General features: G+C 73.0%; 16 protein-coding genes. 2 read left to right on the forward strand and 14 right to left on the reverse strand.

Features of this window, described 5'->3' with window-relative positions; all coding sequences use genetic code 11:
* The first annotated feature begins 57 nt into the window (after positions 1-57).
* Entirely contained in the window at positions 58-894 is an 837-nt protein-coding gene (locus ABWI07_RS22140) for an oxygenase MpaB family protein (protein WP_353819690.1), read from the forward strand.
* Here the strand turns inward: ABWI07_RS22140 and ABWI07_RS22145 are convergent.
* Genes ABWI07_RS22145 through ABWI07_RS22170 form a run of 6 tightly spaced genes read right to left on the reverse strand, consistent with a single transcriptional unit; the run spans position 891 to position 7287 of the window.
* The gene (locus tag ABWI07_RS22145) at positions 891-3659 is read right to left on the reverse strand and encodes a DEAD/DEAH box helicase (RefSeq protein WP_149258274.1); all 2769 of its coding nucleotides are present in this window, start codon (positions 3657-3659) and stop codon (positions 891-893) included. The two genes, ABWI07_RS22140 and ABWI07_RS22145, sit on opposite strands and share 4 nt — an antisense overlap.
* A gap of 38 nt (positions 3660-3697) precedes the next feature.
* Positions 3698-4561 (reverse strand): twin-arginine translocase subunit TatC, encoded by an 864-nt coding sequence (tatC, locus tag ABWI07_RS22150; protein WP_308800785.1) that lies wholly within the window; start codon positions 4559-4561, stop codon positions 3698-3700.
* Positions 4562-4609: 48 nt separating this feature from the next.
* On the reverse strand, positions 4610-4975 hold the full coding sequence (gene tatA / locus ABWI07_RS22155; RefSeq protein ID WP_149258272.1) for a Sec-independent protein translocase subunit TatA: 366 nt from the start codon (positions 4973-4975) through the stop codon (positions 4610-4612).
* A gap of 26 nt (positions 4976-5001) precedes the next feature.
* Entirely contained in the window at positions 5002-5223 is a 222-nt protein-coding gene (locus ABWI07_RS22160) for a hypothetical protein (RefSeq protein ID WP_235036653.1), read from the reverse strand.
* Between the two features lie 22 nt (positions 5224-5245).
* Positions 5246-6262, reverse strand: a complete 1017-nt coding sequence (locus ABWI07_RS22165) for a helix-turn-helix transcriptional regulator (protein WP_353819691.1) — start codon at positions 6260-6262, stop codon at positions 5246-5248.
* The gene (locus ABWI07_RS22170; RefSeq protein ID WP_149258269.1) at positions 6259-7287 is read right to left on the reverse strand and encodes a helix-turn-helix transcriptional regulator; all 1029 of its coding nucleotides are present in this window, start codon (positions 7285-7287) and stop codon (positions 6259-6261) included. Before ABWI07_RS22170 ends, ABWI07_RS22165 begins: the two co-directional genes overlap by 4 nt.
* Before the next feature lie 95 nt (positions 7288-7382).
* Between ABWI07_RS22170 and ABWI07_RS22175 the strand changes: the two genes are divergently transcribed.
* Complete coding sequence (locus ABWI07_RS22175; RefSeq protein WP_353819692.1) at positions 7383-8465, forward strand: DUF3866 family protein; 1083 nt, start codon at positions 7383-7385, stop codon at positions 8463-8465.
* Positions 8466-8468: 3 nt separating this feature from the next.
* Here the strand turns inward: ABWI07_RS22175 and ABWI07_RS22180 are convergent, their stop codons facing one another.
* The 8 genes from ABWI07_RS22180 to dop all read right to left on the reverse strand — a co-directional run bounded on the left by ABWI07_RS22180 (position 8469) and on the right by dop (position 16320).
* Positions 8469-9026, reverse strand: coding sequence for a DUF3291 domain-containing protein (locus ABWI07_RS22180; protein WP_353819693.1), 558 nt, complete (start codon positions 9024-9026; stop codon positions 8469-8471).
* 32 nt (positions 9027-9058) lie between these two features.
* Positions 9059-9709, reverse strand: coding sequence for a helix-turn-helix transcriptional regulator (locus tag ABWI07_RS22185; protein ID WP_149258266.1), 651 nt, complete (start codon positions 9707-9709; stop codon positions 9059-9061).
* 57 nt (positions 9710-9766) lie between these two features.
* A complete protein-coding gene (locus tag ABWI07_RS22190) occupies positions 9767-10699 on the reverse strand; it encodes an FKBP-type peptidyl-prolyl cis-trans isomerase (protein WP_149258265.1) in 933 nt (310 codons plus the stop codon).
* A 156-nt stretch (positions 10700-10855) separates the two neighbouring features.
* Complete coding sequence (gene pafA, locus ABWI07_RS22195; RefSeq protein WP_089313247.1) at positions 10856-12214, reverse strand: Pup--protein ligase; 1359 nt, start codon at positions 12212-12214, stop codon at positions 10856-10858.
* 193 nt (positions 12215-12407) lie between these two features.
* Positions 12408-13163, reverse strand: a complete 756-nt coding sequence (gene prcA, locus ABWI07_RS22200; RefSeq protein ID WP_149258815.1) for a proteasome subunit alpha — start codon at positions 13161-13163, stop codon at positions 12408-12410.
* Positions 13164-13184: 21 nt separating this feature from the next.
* The gene (prcB, locus tag ABWI07_RS22205; protein ID WP_149258264.1) at positions 13185-14030 is read right to left on the reverse strand and encodes a proteasome subunit beta; all 846 of its coding nucleotides are present in this window, start codon (positions 14028-14030) and stop codon (positions 13185-13187) included.
* A gap of 286 nt (positions 14031-14316) precedes the next feature.
* On the reverse strand, positions 14317-14526 hold the full coding sequence (locus tag ABWI07_RS22210; RefSeq protein WP_021593619.1) for a ubiquitin-like protein Pup: 210 nt from the start codon (positions 14524-14526) through the stop codon (positions 14317-14319).
* Positions 14527-14802: 276 nt separating this feature from the next.
* Positions 14803-16320, reverse strand: coding sequence for a depupylase/deamidase Dop (dop, locus tag ABWI07_RS22215; protein ID WP_149258263.1), 1518 nt, complete (start codon positions 16318-16320; stop codon positions 14803-14805).
* Between the last annotated feature and the right edge of the window lie 61 nt (positions 16321-16381).

Raw genomic sequence — 16381 nt, forward strand, 5'->3', positions numbered from 1 at the left:
CATCTGCCAATAGGTGCGGGAGGATGACCCGGCAGGATCCGACCCCCGGGAGGCGCCGTGACCGCCCCGTCCGAGATCACGACCGACCGGCTCGGAGAGCGCGACGTCCTGCGGAACCTGGCCGCCGAGCCGCTGGTCGGCCTCGCGGCCGGCCGGGCCCTGCTCATGCAGCTCGCCCACCCGGCCGTGGCGCGCGGCGTCGCCGAGCACAGCGACTTCGCCGACCGCCCCCTGGCGCGGCTGTTCGGCACCCTCGACTTCCTGCTCGTCGTCACCTTCGGCACGCCGGAGCAGGTGGCGCGCATCGCGGCGAAGGTCCGCGGCATCCACACGACGGTGCGCGGCGAGGGCTACTCCGGCAACGACCCCGACCTCCAGATGTGGGTCAACGCGACCCTCATCGACTCGGCCCTGCACGTCTACGAGCAGGTCATGCGGGGCGACGACCCCGGTCTGGCCGAGGCGTACTACCGGCAGTCGAGGGTCGTCGCCGAGGTCCTCGGCTGCCCCCTGGAGTCGCAGCCGCCCGACCTCGCCGCCTTCCGCGCCTACATGGCCGACACGCTCGCCGCGCTGGAGGTCGCCGACACCGCCCGCGAGGTCGCCGCCGCCGTCCTGTGGCCCCGCCGCCTGCGGATCCTCTTCCCCGCGCTCGCCGTCTTCCGGCTCGTCACGGCCGCGCTCCTGCCGGACGAGCTGCGCGACGGGTACGGCCTGCCGTGGACTCCGGCCCGCCGGCGAGCGGCCGGCGCGCTGCTGCGGACGGCCGGCCTCACCTACCGCCTGACGCCGGGGTGGCTGAGGCGCCCGCCGGAGCCGCTCCTGGTGCGCCTGGCCGCCTACCGCGTCGACCGGACCCTCTCGGCGCGGCGGGCCCGGCGCCGCACCGCCTAGGCGACCGAGGAGTAGGCGACGACGCCGCGGCGCATGGCGTCCATGGCGCGGCGGGCGGTCTTGCGGATGTGGCTGTTCGGGGGCGCGGCGTCGGTGACCTGCCCGAGCAGGTCGAGCAGCTGCTTGACGGCCCGTACGAAGTCGCCCGCGGTGAGGTCGCTCTCCAGCAGCACCTCGTCGAGGTCGTCGCCCTTGGCCCACCGGTAGGCGGTCCACGCGAAGCCGAGGTCGGGCTCGCGCAGGAACGAGACCCGGTTGTCGTGCTCGACCGACTCCAGCTGGCCCCACAGCCGCACCATCGCGGCCAGCGCGTCCTGCGCGGGACCGGAGGGCGTGCGGGGCGGAGCGGCGTCGTCGGGCTGCCGCGACTCGTAGACGAGGGCGGACACGCACGCCGCCAGCTCGGCCGGGCCGAGCTTCTCCCACAGGCCCTCGCGCAGGCTCTCGGCGGTGAGCAGGTCCAGCTCGTTGTAGATGCGGCCGAGGCGGCGCCCCTCGGCGGTGACGGAGTCGCCCTCGAGGTAGCCGAGCTGCTGCAGGACGGCGCAGACGCGGTCGAACGTGCGGGCGATGACCTGGGAGCGGCCCTCGACGCGGCGCCGGAGCTGCTCGGTCTCGCGCTCCAGGCGGTGGTAGCGCTCGGCCCAGCGGGCGTGCTCCTCGCGCTTGTCGCAGCCGTGCACCGGGTGCCGGCGCAGCTCGGCGCGCAGCCGGGTGATCTCGGCGTCGTCGGTGGCGGGCGAGTCGCCGCGCGTGCGCCTGCGCTCGCGGACGTCGTCCGGGACCTTGTTGCGCAGCGTGGAGGCGAGGTCGCGGCGGTCCTGCGGGTTGCGGGGGCTGAAGGACTTCGGGATGCGGATCCGCTCGACGGGCTCGACGGCGCGCGGGAAGTCCTGGATCGACAGCCGCTGCACGGACCGGTTCACCGTCAGCACGAGCGGCGCGGGCCCGTCGGAGCGGCGGCCGACGCCCGGGTCCAGGACGACGGCGAGGCCCGAGCGCCGCCCGGACGGGACGAGGATGACGTCGCCCGGCCGCAGCCGCTCCAGCGACCGGGCGGCCTCGGCGCGGCGGGCGCCCGCGCGCTCGCGCGACAGCTCCGACTCGCGGTCCGACAGCCGCCGCCGCATCGCGGCGTACTCCATGAAGTCGCCGAGGTGGCACTCGGCCGCCTTGGCGTAGCCCTCGAGGGCCTGCTCGTTCTTGTGCACCTGCCGGGCCAGGCCGACCACGGCGCGGTCGGCCTGGAACTGCGCGAACGACTCCTCGAGGAGCGTGCGGGCGCGCTCGATGCCGACGGCGCCGACGAGGTTGACGGCCATGTTGTAGGACGGCCGGAAGCTGGAGTTCAGCGGGTAGGTGCGGGTGCCCGCCAGCCCGGCCACGGACGCGGGCTCGACGTTCGGGCCCCACACCACGACGGCGTGGCCCTCGACGTCGATGCCGCGCCGCCCGGCGCGCCCGGTGAGCTGGGTGTACTCGCCCGGGGTGAGGTCGACGTGGGCCTCGCCGTTCCACTTGTCCAGCTTCTCGATCACCACGGTGCGGGCCGGCATGTTGATGCCGAGCGCGAGCGTCTCGGTGGCGAACACCGCCTTGATCAGCCCACGGGTGAACAGCTCTTCGACGATCTCCTTGAACGTGGGGAGCATCCCGGCGTGGTGGGCGGCGACGCCGCGCTCCAGGGCGGCCAGGAAGTCGCCGTAGCCGAGGATCCGCAGGTCCTCCGGCGCGATGTCGGCGGTGCGCAGCTCGGCGTGCGCGCGGATCTCCTCGGCCTCCTCCTTGGAGGTCAGCCGGATCCCGGCGTGCAGGCACTGCAGGACGGCGGCGTCGCAGCCGGCCCGGCTGAAGATGAACGTGATCGCCGGGAGGAGCCCGGCGCGCTCCAGCCGCTCGATCACGTCCGGCCGGGCGGGCGGCCGGAACCGCTGCGGGCGCGGCGCGCGGCGGCGGCCGGTGCGGCGCCCCTGGTTGACCTTGGCGCGCCGGACCTCCTCCACGGCCATGCGCGTCAGCTGCGGGTTCAGCCTGGCCTGCCGGTCGCCGCTCTTGCCGGTGTCGACGAACAGGTCGTACAGCCGCGTCCCCACCAGCATGTGCTGGAACAGCGGGACGGGGCGGTGCTCGTCCACGATCACCGCGGTGTCGCCGCGGACCTCGTGCAGCCACTCGCCGAACTCCTCGGCGTTGCTGACGGTCGCCGACAGCGCCACGATCCGCACCGAGTCCGGGACGTGGATGATCACTTCTTCCCAGACGGCGCCGCGGAACCGGTCGGCGAGGTAGTGCACCTCGTCCATCACGACGAACGCCAGCCCGGCGAGGGTCTGCGAGCCCGCGTACAGCATGTTCCGCAGGACCTCGGTCGTCATGACGACTATCGGCGCCTCCCCGTTGACGCTGTTGTCGCCGGTGAGCAGGCCCACCTTCTCCGGGCCGTACCGGCGGACGAGGTCGGCGTACTTCTGGTTCGACAGCGCCTTGATCGGCGTGGTGTAGAAGCACTTGGTGCCGCCGGTCAGGGCGAGGTGGACGGCGAACTCCCCCACCACCGTCTTCCCGGAACCGGTAGGGGCGGCGACGAGCACGCCGCTGCCGTCCTCCAGGGCCTGGCACGCCTCGAGCTGGAACGCGTCGAGCTCGAAGTCGTAGAGCGTCCGGAAGTCCAGCAGGGCCGGGCCGTGCCCCGCGGTCCGCCTGCGATAGGCGGCGTACCGCTGAGCCGGGCTCTCGTCGGCCGACGTGGTGTCGGGGGAGGTCATACCTTCGAGCCTACGGTTTCGACCGGCCCGATACCCAATCAGCGGGCCCGGTCGCCCTTCTCCAGCTCGGCGTCGATCGCCTCGAGGTCGAGGGGCGAGGCCTCGTCGTCGGACAGGCCCGCGTACGGGTCGGGACGGCGGGCGCGCCTGCGGTCGTTGAGGAAGGCGAGCAGCGCGGCGATCTCGAACAGCGCCACGGTCGGCAGCGCGAGCGCGAGCATCGTGAACGGGTCGGCGCTCGGCGTGGCGACCGCCGCGAAGACGAAGATGCCGAAGAGGATCAGCCGCTGGGACCGGCGGATCCGCGACGAGCTCAGCACGCCCGCCATGTTCAGCACGACCACGAACAGCGGCAGCTCGAACGTCAGCCCGAACACCAGCAGCATCGTCAGCACGTAGCTGAGGTAGCTGTCGACCGTGATGAGGGGCTTGACGTCGTCGGCGACGAACCCCAGGAAGATCGCCAGCCCCTTGTCGACGGTCAGGTAGGCCAGGGCCGTGCCGACGAAGAACAGCGGGACCGCGGCGCCGAGGAACACGTACGTCCAGCGCCGCTCGCGCTGGTACAGGCCGGGCGCCACGAACGCCCAGAGCTGGTACAGCCAGAACGGCGCGGAGATGACCCCGCCGATGATGCAGGAGATCTTCAGCTTCAGGAAGAACGAGGAGAAGATCCCGTTGACGAACAAGGAGCACTGGTCCTTGTCGACCACGTGGGACTGGGGCAGCGAGCAGTACGGCTGCTTGAGGAAGTCCCAGACCGGGTCGAACAGGAGCCAGCCGATGACCGCGCCGACCGCGAAGGCCAGCACGGCCTTGATGAGCCGGTTCCGCAACTCACGGAGGTGGTCCATGAGGGGCATGCGGCCGTCGGGGGCGGCGTCGCGGCTGTTCAGCTTCATCGTCGGCATTCGGCTCGGGGGTCGGGGTGGACGGGGGCGCGGGCCGGATCAGCCCTTGCGCGCCTGACCGGGGTCCGACACCGGCACGCCCTGGATCGGCTCGCCCGACCCCAGCGCGCCGCGGGGACGCTGCCCGCCCTCGCCCGCGGCCGCCTCGCGCTCCAGCCGGGCCGCCTCCTCGCGCAGCCGCGCCGCCTTCTCGCGCGCGTCCTCGCCCTGGGAGGCGGGCATGGTCTGCGCGGGGCGGTCGGCGGGCGCGTCGTCATCGTCCTCGCGCAGGCCCTTGGTCTCGGCCTTCAGGATGCGCGCCGACTTGCCCAGCGACCGGGCCAGCTGGGGCAGCTTCGCCGACCCGAAGATCAGGACGACGACCAGCAGGATGATGAGCAGTTCGGGAGTCCCGATGTTCGGCATGGGCAATCCTCTTCAACAGGTGACACTCAGCACGATCGTACGCCGTCCCCGGGCGGTTGTGGCGACCGAGCGTCCTCGAGCCGGGAGAGTTCATCGCGCAGCGCCGACCGTTTCGGTTCCAGCCGCCGCCGGGTGCGTTCCAGTTCACGTCCGAAACGCCGCACGCCGAGCCACACCTTGACCGCGCACCAGGCGAGCACGGCCAGCCCGGCGAAGCCGAGCGACACCGAAACCGAGACCCACGCCACGACCGCCACGCTATCCGATCGCTCAGGCCAGGCCGTACCGGGCCAGCGCGCGCGCCGCGTCCTCCCGCACCCCGGCCGCGACCGCCTCCGGGGCGACGACGCGGCCCTGGTCGCCGAGCCGCAGCGCCAGGCCCCGCACCCAGCGGGCGTCCGGGGTGCGCAGGACGACCCGGAGCCGCCCCTCCCCCAGTTCCTCCACGCTCTCGCACGGGTAGTAGTCGGCGACCCACCGGCCGCGCGGGGACAGCTCCAGGGTGACCGCCTCGTCCTGCGGCGAGGGGCGGAACAGGCCGGCGTCCACGTCGATCGGCTCCGCATCGTCCGGCACCTCGGCGGGTACGTCGAGCACCGACAGGTCGGCGATCCGGTCCAGCTTGAAAAGCCGCACGCCCTCCGCCCGGCGGCACCAGCCCTCAAGGTAGGTGTTGCCCTCCACGACCAGCAGCCGCATCGGGTCGACGTCGCGCTCGGTGTTCTCGTCCCGCGCGGGGACGTAGTAGGTCAGATGGACGCGGCGGCCCGCCGCGATCGCGTCGCGCAGGGCCCCGACCGCGGTGCGGGCCGAGTCGCCCGTCCCGCCCCGGGCGTCCACCTCCACGGCGACCTTGCTGGACACCGCCGCCGCGGCGCCCGCCGCGGTCTCCAGCTTGGCGATCACCCGGCTGAGCGCGTCGCGGTCGTCCAGGTCGGGGATCCCGGCCAGCATCCGCAGCGCCACCAGCAGCGCGCTCGCCTCGTCGACCTTCAGCCGCAGCGGCCGGGCGATCGACTCGGCCTCCGCGACGGTGATCTCGCCGCCCTCGTAGGACAGGTCGATCGGGCAGTAGGGGTCGGGCGCGCGCAGCTCCACGCACCACAGCAGGTTCAGGTCGTCGATCAACTGCTTCTCGGTGACTCCGAACGCGGCGGCCGCCTCGCCGAGCATCACCGAGTCGCGGTTCACCACGTACGGCACGAGCGCCAGCAGGCGCGCGAGCCTGTCCGTGGACGTCGTCGCCGCCGTCTTCGCGGCCGTCTTCGCCGCCGTCCTCGCCGTCATCGGCCGTCCGTCCCCCCGTGCTCTCCCCGCCCGTCCGCCGGATGCGGGCCGGCCGCGGCCAGCACCGACTTCAGGTGCTGGATCACCGCCTCGCGCAGGTCCGGCGGATCGAGCACCACCACGTCGTCGGCGAACCGCGCCAGGTAGGGCGCGAAGCGGTCGACGTCCCGGAAGGTCAGGACCGCCTCGTCCCACTCCCCGTCCCAGCCCGGCTCCTCGACCGGCCGGACGTCGCGGGCCCACCGCCGCGGGCCCTGCGCGGCGCCCCGCCGCAGCCGGACGGCCGCCGGGCGGGGCTCGCCCAGCGGCTCGCTCCAGTCGAACGCGATGCGCCGCACGTCCACCCCGTCGGGCACCGTCACCGACCCGGGCGGGCCGTCCGGGGCCACCTCCCCGACGATGCGGCTCAGCCGGAACACCCGCTGCTCGTCGCGGTCGCGGTCGAACCCGACCACGTACCAGCGGCCCCGCCGGCTCACCACGCCCCACGGGTCGAGGTGCCGGCGCGCCACCGACGTCCGCCCGATGCCCTGGTAGTCGAACGCGACCGGGCGTCCGTCGCGGACCGCCTCCCACAGCGCGGGGAAGGACGGGTCCTGGGTGTTGACCCGCGGCTCGATCCCGGCGGCGGTGGTCACGTCGGTCTCCACTCCGGCCGCGCGCAGCTTCAGCAGCGCACCCGAGGCCGCCTCGGCCATGCTGGCGCGCTGCCACACCCGCGCCGCGAGGCCGAGCACCGCCGCCTCGTCGGGCGTCAGGTGGATGTCGGGCAGCTCGTAGTCCTGCGGGGGGATCCGGTAGCCGATCTCCTCGCCGCCGCCGCCCTGCTGGTCGCTGCCGACCTCCAGCGGGACGCCGAGCTCGCGCAGCTCCTCCTTGTCCCGCTCGAACATGCGCTTGAACGCCTCGTCGGAGTCGGGATAGCCGGGCACCGCCCGGCGGATCTGCTCGGCCGTCAGATAGCGCCGGGTGGCGAGCAGGCAGACCACCAGGTTCAGCAGCCGCTCGGTCTTGCGCCGCGACACTTCGCCACCACCTCGTTCCTCCGTGAGCCCCGTACCCCGGCCGGCGTGCCGATCGGCCCCACGTGCCGTCGCCCAGGACGCTACCGTTTCCCGGTGTGATCCGATGGCGCAAAGGCACAGTTGAGGACATCCGCCGCGAATGGCCCGGGGCGGTCGAGCTGGACGTCTCGATCGGGGGCGACGGGACGCACCGGGCCCTGGCCTACCCCGCCCTCGTGGGGAGGCCCGAACCGGGCGACACCGTCCTGCTCAACACTACGGCCTTGGCGATGGGTCTCGGCACCGGCGGCTACGCCATGGTCGTCGCCGTACCCGACAGGCTCCCGCCCGACCCGGAGGGGCCCGGCCACCTGGTCAAGGCCCGCTACACCCCGCTCCAGGCCACCGTCCTCGGCGCCGACGAGCAGGACTCGCCCCACCACGCGGCCCTGCGCGAGGCCGACTCGCTGGACGGCATGCCCGTCGTCGTCGCCGACCTGCACTCGGCGCTGCCGCCGATCCTGGCCGCCCTGCTGGCCGAGCGCCCGGCCGCGCGGGTCGTCTACGTCATGCCGGACGGCGGGGCGCTGCCCGCGTGGTTCTCGATGTCGATCGCCAAGCTGAAGGACGCCGGGGCCCTCGCCGCGACCGTCACCGTGGGGCAGGCGTTCGGCGGCGACCTGGAGGCCGTCACCGTCCACACCGGCCTGCTGGCCGCGCGGCTCGTCCTGGAGGCCGACGTCGCCGTCCTCGCCCAGGGCCCGGGAAACCTTGGGACGGGCACCCGGTGGGGCTTCTCCGGCGTCTCGGCGGGCGAGGCCGTCAACGCCGCGTCCGTGCTGGGCGGGCGGCCGGTGGGGGCGCTGCGGGTGAGCGAGGGCGACAAGCGGGAGCGCCACATCGGCGTGTCGCACCACTCCCTGACCGCCTACGGGCGCGTGGCGCTGGCCCCCGCCGACATCCCCGTCCCCGAGCTCGGGGGCCCCTTCGGCGCCCGCGTCGCCGCCGGGGCCGCGCCGCTGGGCGACCGGCACCGGCTCGTCCCCGTCCCCGTCGACGGCCTCCACGAGGCCCTCAGGGCCGCCGAGAAGGACTGGGGCGTCCGGCTGTCCACCATGGGCCGACGCCTGGACGAGGACCTCCCCTACTTCCTCACGGCCGCCGCCGCGGGCCGCCACACGGCCGCCCTGCTCGGCTGACGCTCACAGCGCCGCGGGCTCGGCGTCCGCCGTGCGGGCGCCGGCCCCGTCGGCGCCCGCGGCCTCGCCGCCGCCCGCGGCCTCGTTGCCGCCGGCGCTCGCGGCCTCGTCGGCGGTGTAGGACGAGGTGAACGTGAACGCCCGCGGCGACGGGCCGTTCTCGCGCAGCAGCGCGAGGCGCTCCAGGGCCTCCCCGACGGTCGGGATGTGGCCCGCCGGCACCCACCACAGCACGAGGTGCGCCTCGACGTGCCGCTGGAACCACTCGCGGCGGCGCCGCATCGTCTCCAGATGGCCGCTGCGGTAGACGAAGTCCCACAGCGCCTCCGCCGACTCCCACACCGAGAAGTTGACGATCACGTCCTCGCCGGCGGGGCGCATCCCGGTGGCGTCCTCCTCCCCCTCCTCCACCAGCCGCCAGACGAACCCCGGCGTGCCGTCGGCGAGCGCGTTGACGGGCTCCACGAGCGCCATGAAGTCGGCCATGCGCGGGTCGTCGAGGGGGTGGCGGAGCGTGCCGACGTTGAACTGGGCGAGGTGGTACCGGGTCCGTGTGCTCATGGGCTCACCTCACCACGGGCGCCGCTTCTATGTCAATCCTCATTGTTTTTAGAAGGGGCGGCCGCGACGCAGCACCAGCCGGGCCGCGGATCCATGCGGACCCGGACCGGCGAACCCTCCACCAGTCCCTCCAGCAGCGCCAGGTTCATCCCGCACACGAGCGGGGGGAACTGCTCGGCCACCGCGTGGAACGGGCAGTTGCGCATGCGCAGGACCTCGCCGTCCACGACGGGCTCGTAGCCGCGGTCGACCAGCGTCTTCGCCAGATCGTCCAGGCCGCCGCACGGGCCGCTCCCGCCGCGCAGGGCCCTGCCCTTGCGGCGGGCCGCGTCCTGGAGCTCCATGTCGAGCCCGGCCGTCTCGGCCGCCTCGGCCAGCAGGCCCGCCGCCGTCCGGTAGTCGCGGGCGGGCACCGACACGTCCCGCTCCGCCGCCGAGCGCCGGTACACCTTCGCCGGCCGCCCCGCCCCGGGCCCCGACCGGCCCGTCAACCGCCTGCTGGCGGCCTCCAGGAGGCCCGCGTCGACCAGCTTGTCGAGGTGGAAGGCCGCCAGGGTCCGCGCGACGCCGACGGCCTCGGCGGCCTCGCCCCGCCCCACGTCGCGGCCCTGCGCCGCCACGAACTCGTACAGCCGCCGCCGCAGCGGGTCCTGCAGCAGCGCGATCGCGTCGATGTCCTCCATCCCGCCATTCTAAGAACAACGGGAGTTCGACTTAGAGGGGAGGCGGGGAGGCCGGGGTCAGTGCGCGCCCAGCAGGTCCACGACGAACACCAGCGTGTCGTTCCCCTTGATCCCGAACTGCGCCAGGCCCTTCGGCCCGTACCCGAGGGCCGGCGGCACCACCAGCAGCACCCGGCTGCCCACCCGCTGCCCGACGAGGCCCTGGTCCCAGCCCGTCATGACCTGGCCCGTCCCGATCATCGCCGCGAACGGGTGGCCCTCCGACCAGGACGAGTTGAACACCTTGCCGTCGCGCCAGAAGTACCCGCCGTACTGCAGCGCCACCAGCTGGCCCTTCCGCACGGCCGGGCCGTCCCCCTTGACCAGGGTGCGCACCTGGAGCCTCTTGGGCGGGGCCGTGCGCGGCATCGTCACCGCCGGCGCCTGCCCCGGCGCCGCGTCCGCCACCTTCGGCAGCCCGGGCTCGGACGGCGGGGCCTGCCGCGCGCCGTGCGGGCCCGCCGTCCGCGGGTACACCGCGCGGACGTCCAGGACGTACAGCAGCGTGTCGCCGCCGCCCACCTGGTGCTTCGGGTCGCCCTTGTCGCCGAAGCCGTCCTTCGGCGGGATCCGGGCCACCACCCGCGATCCCGGCTGGACCCCGTCGAACGCCTTGGTCAGGCCCGGCACCAGCCGGCCCGTGGGGAACGCGCCCGGCTCGCCCTTGGAGTAGCTGCTTGCCAGCAGCTTGCGCCCGCCCTTGTTCCAGCGGTAGCCCACGTAGTCGGCCACGACGAGGTCGCCCTTGCGCGCCGCCGTGCCCTTGCCCGCCTTGACGGTCTTCACCGCGAAGGACCCGCCGGGCTCCCCCTTGGGGAACTTCACCTGCGGCAGCTTGCCGAAGTCACCGGTCACCTCGACGTCCACGCCGCCGCCCCAGCAGGCGGCGGACAGGGCGAGCGGCGCGGCGAGCACGACGGCCGCGGGCAGGAACCGAAGACGACGGCGCATACGGGGTCCTTCGGGGGGTGGTGAGCGCTACTGGGCGCTCACCCTACCGCCCAGGTGACCTACCGGTAACCTGCCGTGCGCGTGTCGCCCCGGCCGGTCCGCGGGGCGCGCCGGCCGGCGCCGCGCCCCGCGTCCGAACGCCGCCGGGCCGTCCGCCTACATGCCCGCGATGAGCTTGTCCACGCGCTCGTCGACGGAGCGGAACGGGTCCTTGCACAGCACGGTCCGCTGCGCCTGGTCGTTCAGCTTCAGATGGACCCAGTCGACCGTGAAGTCGCGGCGCTTCTCCTGCGCCTTGCGGATGAACTCGCCCCGCAGCCGCGCCCGCGTCGTCTGCGGCGGCACCGACTTGGCCTCGAAGATGTCGAGGTCGCGCGACACCCGGTCGACCGAGCCCCGCTTCTCCAGCAGGTAGTACAGGCCGCGGTCGCGGTGCACGTCGTGGTAGGTGAGGTCGAGCTGCGCCACGCGCGGCGACGACAGCGGCAGGTCGTACTTGCGCCGGTACCGCTCGATCAGCTTGTACTTGATCACCCAGTCGATCTCGCGGGACACCAGGTCCAGGTCGCCGGTCTCCACCGCGCGCAGCGTCCGCTCCCACAGCTCCAGCACCCGCTTGGCCGTGGCGTCGCCGCCCCGCGCGTCCACGAAGTCGCGGGCCTTGCCGTAGTACTCCTTCTGGATCTCCAGCGAGCTGGCCTCGCGGCCGTTGGCCAGCCGCACCTTCCGGCGCCCCGTCATGTCGTGGCTGACCTCGCGGATCGCCCGGATGGGGTTCTCCAGGGTGAGGTCGCGCATCACCACGCCGGCCTCGATCATCCGCAGCACCAGGTCGGTCGCCCCGACCTTCAGCAGCATCGTCGTCTCGCTCATGTTCGAGTCGCCGACGATCACGTGCAGGCGGCGGAACCGCTCGGCGTCCGCGTGCGGCTCGTCGCGGGTGTTGATGATGGGACGGGACCGCGTCGTCGCCGACGACACGCCCTCCCAGATGTGCTCGGCCCGCTGCGACACGCAGTACACCGCGCCGCGCGGGGTCTGCAGGACCTTGCCGGCGCCGCAGATGATCTGCCGCGTCACCAGGTACGGGATGAGGACGTCCGCGAGCCGCCCGAACTCGCCGTGCCGCCCCACCAGGTAGTTCTCGTGGCAGCCGTAGGAGTTGCCGGCGGAGTCGGTGTTGTTCTTGAACAGGTAGATGTCGCCGGCGATGCCCTCCTCGCGGAGCCGCCGCTCGGCGTCGACCAGGAGCCCCTCCAGGATCCGTTCGCCCGCCTTGTCGTGCGTCACCAGGTCGACGACGCTGTCGCACTCCGGCGTCGCGTACTCAGGATGGCTCCCCACGTCCAGGTAGAGCCGGGCACCGTTGCGAAGGAACACGTTGCTGCTGCGGCCCCACGACACGACCCTGCGGAACAGATAGCGCGCCACCTCGTCCGGTGACAACCGCCGCTGCCCGCGGAAGGTGCAGGTGACGCCGTACTCGTTCTCAAGCCCGAAGATGCGCCTGTCCACACCAAGACCCTATGCGGCGCGGCCGTCACTTGGCAGTCTCTCGACCCACCGTTTCCGGCGAACCCGTCCGCCGCCCCGCAAGCCGCCCCGCAAGCCGCCCGGCACGCCGCGGGCCCGCGGGGCGGGGCGGTGTGGCCGCCCCGCCCCGCGGGCCCGTCTCCGTCCTGCACGGCGCCGCCGGGCGGCGGGCGCGTCAGTCCTCGTCAGCCCCGGTTCCGGTGGAGCCGCCGGCGTCCTCGCCGCCGGAGGCGGTGCCCGGTCCGGACTCCTCCGCCGACAGCAGCTCGCCGATCCGCGCCGCCGACAGCCGCTTGAACAGCCGGTGCTCGCGGTTGCGGTCCAGCACCGCGACCTCCAGCGAGGTCGCCTCCAGGTGCCGGTCGGAGTCCTGCGCCTCCAGCGCCCGCACCGCCGTCCGCAGCGCCGCCTCCAGCGAGGAGCCCTCCCGGTAGCCGTCCTTCAGCGACTGCGCCACCGCCTCGGCCTGCCCGCCCATGGCGACGTAGCCGTGCTCGTCGGCGACCGAGCCGTCGAACGTCAGCCGGTAGATCTGGTCGGTCTCGGCGTCTTCGCCCACCTCCGCGACGACCAGCTCCACCTCGTACGGCTTGTTGGTCTCGGTGAAGATCGTCCCGAGCGACTGCGCGTACACGTTCGCCAGGCCCCGCGCCGTCACGTCACGGCGGTCGTACTGGTAGCCGTTGATGTCGGCGTAGCGGACGCCCCCGAGCCGCAGGTTCTCGAACTCGTTGTACTTCCCCACCGCCGCGAACGCGATCCGGTCGTAGATCTCACTGATCTTGTGCAGCGCCCGCGACGGGTTGTCCGCCACGAACAGGATGCCGTCGTCGTACTGCAGCACCACGACACTGCGGCCGCGCGCGATGCCCTTGCGCGCGTAGTCCGCCTTGTCCTTCATCTGCTGTTCGGGCGACACGTAGAACGGCATGGACACCGGTCTGGATCCCTTCTATCGCAGCGGGGCGGTCGGGCCGCCCGGCGAGTCGTAACGTCCGTCGACGACGGCCTGCGCCAGCGCGCCCACCTCGTCCTCGCCGAGCCGGCGGTACCCGTCCGCCGTCACCGACGCCACCACGGGGAAGATCCGGCGGGTCAGGTCGGGGCCGCCCGTCGCCGAGTCGTCGTCGGCCGCGTCGTACAGCGACTGGACGCACGCCAGCGCCGCGTCCTGCGCCGACAGGTCCGGCCGGTACAGCTTCTTCAGGGCGCCCCGCGCGAAGACCGACCCCGAGCCGATCGAGTGGAAGTCGCGCTCCTCGTAGCGGCCGCCGGCGGGGTCGTAGGAGAAGATCCGCCCCTCGTTCCGCTCCTCGTCGTAGCCCGCGAACAGCGGCACCACCGCCAGGCCCTGCATCGCCATCCCGAGGTTCTGCCGCACCATCGTCGCCAGGCGGTTCGCCTTGCCCTCGACCGACAGGGTGCGGCCCTCGCGCTTCTCGTAGTGCTCCAGCTCCACCTGGAACAGCCGCACCATCTCGATCCCGATCCCGGCGGTGCCGGCGATCGCGATCGCGGAGAACTCGTCGGCGCGGAAGACCTTCTCGATGTCGCGCTGCGCGATGACGTTGCCCGCCGTCGCCCGCCGGTCACCCGCCATCACCACCCCGCCGGGGAAGGCGACCGCGACGATCGTCGTCCCGTGCGGGATGTCGTCGCCCGCCCGCGACGCCGGCGGCGTCCGCCTTCCGGGCAGCAGGTCCGGGGAGTACGCCCCGAGGAACTCCGTGAACGACGACGTATCCGGGCTCGCGAACAACCCCGGCAGACGTCCGGTGTGCGAATCGTGGGACGCCACGCGACTCCCTTCCCCTCCACCATTGCGCCGGCTCCGGTGATCTCACCGGCGCGGACTCTACGACCCTACTGTTCAAGGTCGCCCGCGCGCATGCCGCCCGATCACCGGTCCGGTCAGCCCACGGCGAACCCGGCCCCCGCCCGGCCGGCCCTCGTCCGCCCCTGGACGCACGAACATGGGCGGGCCCCTGCCGGGCCCACCCATGTCCTCACTGCCGTGTCAGGTCGGAGTTCCGCCCCCGGAGAAACGGCGATTCGCTATGTGGCCGATCCGCCAGGACCGGGGATCACTGCCCGCCCTTTTGGATATAGGCGCGGACGAAGTCTTCGGCGTTCTCTTCCAGCACCTCGTCAATTTCGTCCAGGATCGAGTCCACGTCGTCGGTGAGCTTCTCCTGGCGCTCCTGCACGTCCTCGGTGGTCGTGGCCTCGGTCTCCTCGACCTCTTCCGTGCGCCGGGTGGTCTGCTTCTGACCGCCGGTGTCCTTCGTGGCCATTCCGTACCTCCGCTCTGCCGGTGCCTCCGACCCTATCTCCGATCTTCGACGGTGCGCGGAACTCTCGGCTCCGTTTCGCCGTCTCCGGCCGGGGACCGGGGGCATGCTCGGGTTATCGCCGGTCCACCGCCCAGCGAAACGGGCAAACCGGCCAGGAAACCGAGCCCTTCACCGTCGCGCCAGGTCAGCGGTACCGATCGCGCTCGATAGTCCCGCTATCCAATGCACGCGCGAGCGGACCCGTCCCGGGGCCGTTCAGGACGCCCGTGCCGGGGCTCAGCTCTGGCCGGTCAGGGTGGCCACGAGGTCGGCGGCGGTGCGGCAGCGGTCCAGGAGGGCGCCCACGTGCTGCTTGGTGCCGCGCAGGGGCTCCAGGGTGGGGACGCGCTGCAGCGACTCGCGGCCGGGGACGTCGAAGATGACCGAGTCCCAGGAGGCCGCGGCGACCGACTCGGCGTACTGGCGCAGGCAGCGGCCCCGGAAGTAGGCCCGCGTGTCCTCGGGCGGGTCCTCGACCGCGGCCTGGACCTGGGCCTCGGTGACGACCCGGTCGATGCGGCCGCGCTCCACCAGGCGGTTGTACAGGCCCTTCTCGGGCCGGATGTCGGTGTACTGCAGGTCGACGAGCTGCAGGCGCGGGTGGGACCAGTCGAGCCCGTCGCGGCTGCGGTAGCCCTCCAGCAGGGACAGCTTGGCGACCCAGTCGAGCTCCCGGGACAGCTGCATGGGATCGTCCCCGAGGCGGTGCAGGACCGACTCCCAGCGGTCGAGGACGTCCCGGGTCATCTCGTCGACGTCCGAGCCGAACCGGTCCTCGACGTACTTGCGCGACTGCTCCAGGTACTCCATCTGGAGCTGGACCGCGGTCATCTTCCGGCCGTCGCGCAGCGTGAGCAGGTGCTTGCAGGACGGGTCGTGGGACACGGCGCGCAGCGCGGCGACGGGCATGTCGACCGACAGGTCGACGGTGAGGAAGCCGTCCTCGATCATGGCGAGCACGAGCGAGGTGGTGCCGAGCTTGAGGTAGGTGGACAGCTCGGCCATGTTGGCGTCGCCGATGATGACGTGCAGCCGCCGGTACTTCTCGGGGTCGGCGTGCGGCTCGTCGCGAGTGTTGATGATCGGCCGCTTGAGGGTGGTCTCCAGCCCCACCTCGACCTCGAAGAAGTCGGCGCGCTGGCTGATCTGGAAGCCGTCGCCGCGGCCGTCCACGCCGATGCCGACGCGGCCGGCGCCGCAGACCACCTGGCGGGAGACGAAGAACGGGGTGAGGTGCCGGACGATGTCGGCGAAGGGCGTCTCGCGGCGCATGAGGTAGTTCTCATGGCAGCCGTAGGAGGCGCCCTTGTTGTCGGTGTTGTTCTTGTAGAGCTGGATGGGGTGGGTGCCCGGCACGAGCGCGGCGCGCCGCGCGGCGTCGGCCATCACGCGCTCGCCGGCCTTGTCCCAGATGACGGCGTCGAGCGGGTTGGTGCACTCGGGCGCCGAGTACTCGGGGTGGGCGTGGTCCACGTACAGCCGGGCGCCGTTGGTGAGGATGACGTTGGCGAGGCCGAGGTCCTCGTCGGTGAGCTGCGTGGGGTCGGCGACCTCGCGCGCCAGGTCGAAGCCGCGGGCGTCCCGGAGGGGGTTCTCCTCCTCGAAGTCCCAGCGGGCCCTGCGGGCCCGTGCCGCCGACGCCGCCAGGTAGGCGTTGACGACCTGGGAGGAGGTCACCATCGCGTTGGCCCCTGGCTGTCCGGGTACGGAGATGCCGTACTCGGTCTCGATGCCCATCACCCGCCGAACACTCATATCGTCGAGCCTATCGGGGCCGGGAGGGTGGAGCCATGGGGCCCGCTGTTAGCGGCGGGCG

This window comes from Actinomadura sp. NPDC000600, from assembly GCF_040492135.1.
Classification (GTDB): domain Bacteria; phylum Actinomycetota; class Actinomycetes; order Streptosporangiales; family Streptosporangiaceae; genus Spirillospora.

Excerpts from the sequence above, each read along its gene's own strand:
- ABWI07_RS22145 (WP_149258274.1), bottom strand. The coding sequence starts at position 3,659 with ATGACCTCCCCCGACACCACGTCGGCCGACGAGAGCCCGGCTCAGCGG.
- tatC (WP_308800785.1), bottom strand. The coding sequence starts at position 4,561 with ATGAAGCTGAACAGCCGCGACGCCGCCCCCGACGGCCGCATGCCCCTC.
- tatA (WP_149258272.1), bottom strand. The coding sequence starts at position 4,975 with ATGCCGAACATCGGGACTCCCGAACTGCTCATCATCCTGCTGGTCGTC.
- ABWI07_RS22165 (WP_353819691.1), bottom strand. The coding sequence starts at position 6,262 with ATGACGGCGAGGACGGCGGCGAAGACGGCCGCGAAGACGGCGGCGACG.
- ABWI07_RS22180 (WP_353819693.1), bottom strand. The coding sequence starts at position 9,026 with ATGAGCACACGGACCCGGTACCACCTCGCCCAGTTCAACGTCGGCACG.
- ABWI07_RS22185 (WP_149258266.1), bottom strand. The coding sequence starts at position 9,709 with ATGGAGGACATCGACGCGATCGCGCTGCTGCAGGACCCGCTGCGGCGG.
- ABWI07_RS22190 (WP_149258265.1), bottom strand. The coding sequence starts at position 10,699 with ATGCGCCGTCGTCTTCGGTTCCTGCCCGCGGCCGTCGTGCTCGCCGCG.
- prcA (WP_149258815.1), bottom strand. The coding sequence starts at position 13,163 with ATGCCGTTCTACGTGTCGCCCGAACAGCAGATGAAGGACAAGGCGGAC.
- ABWI07_RS22210 (WP_021593619.1), bottom strand. The coding sequence starts at position 14,526 with ATGGCCACGAAGGACACCGGCGGTCAGAAGCAGACCACCCGGCGCACG.
- dop (WP_149258263.1), bottom strand. The coding sequence starts at position 16,320 with ATGAGTGTTCGGCGGGTGATGGGCATCGAGACCGAGTACGGCATCTCC.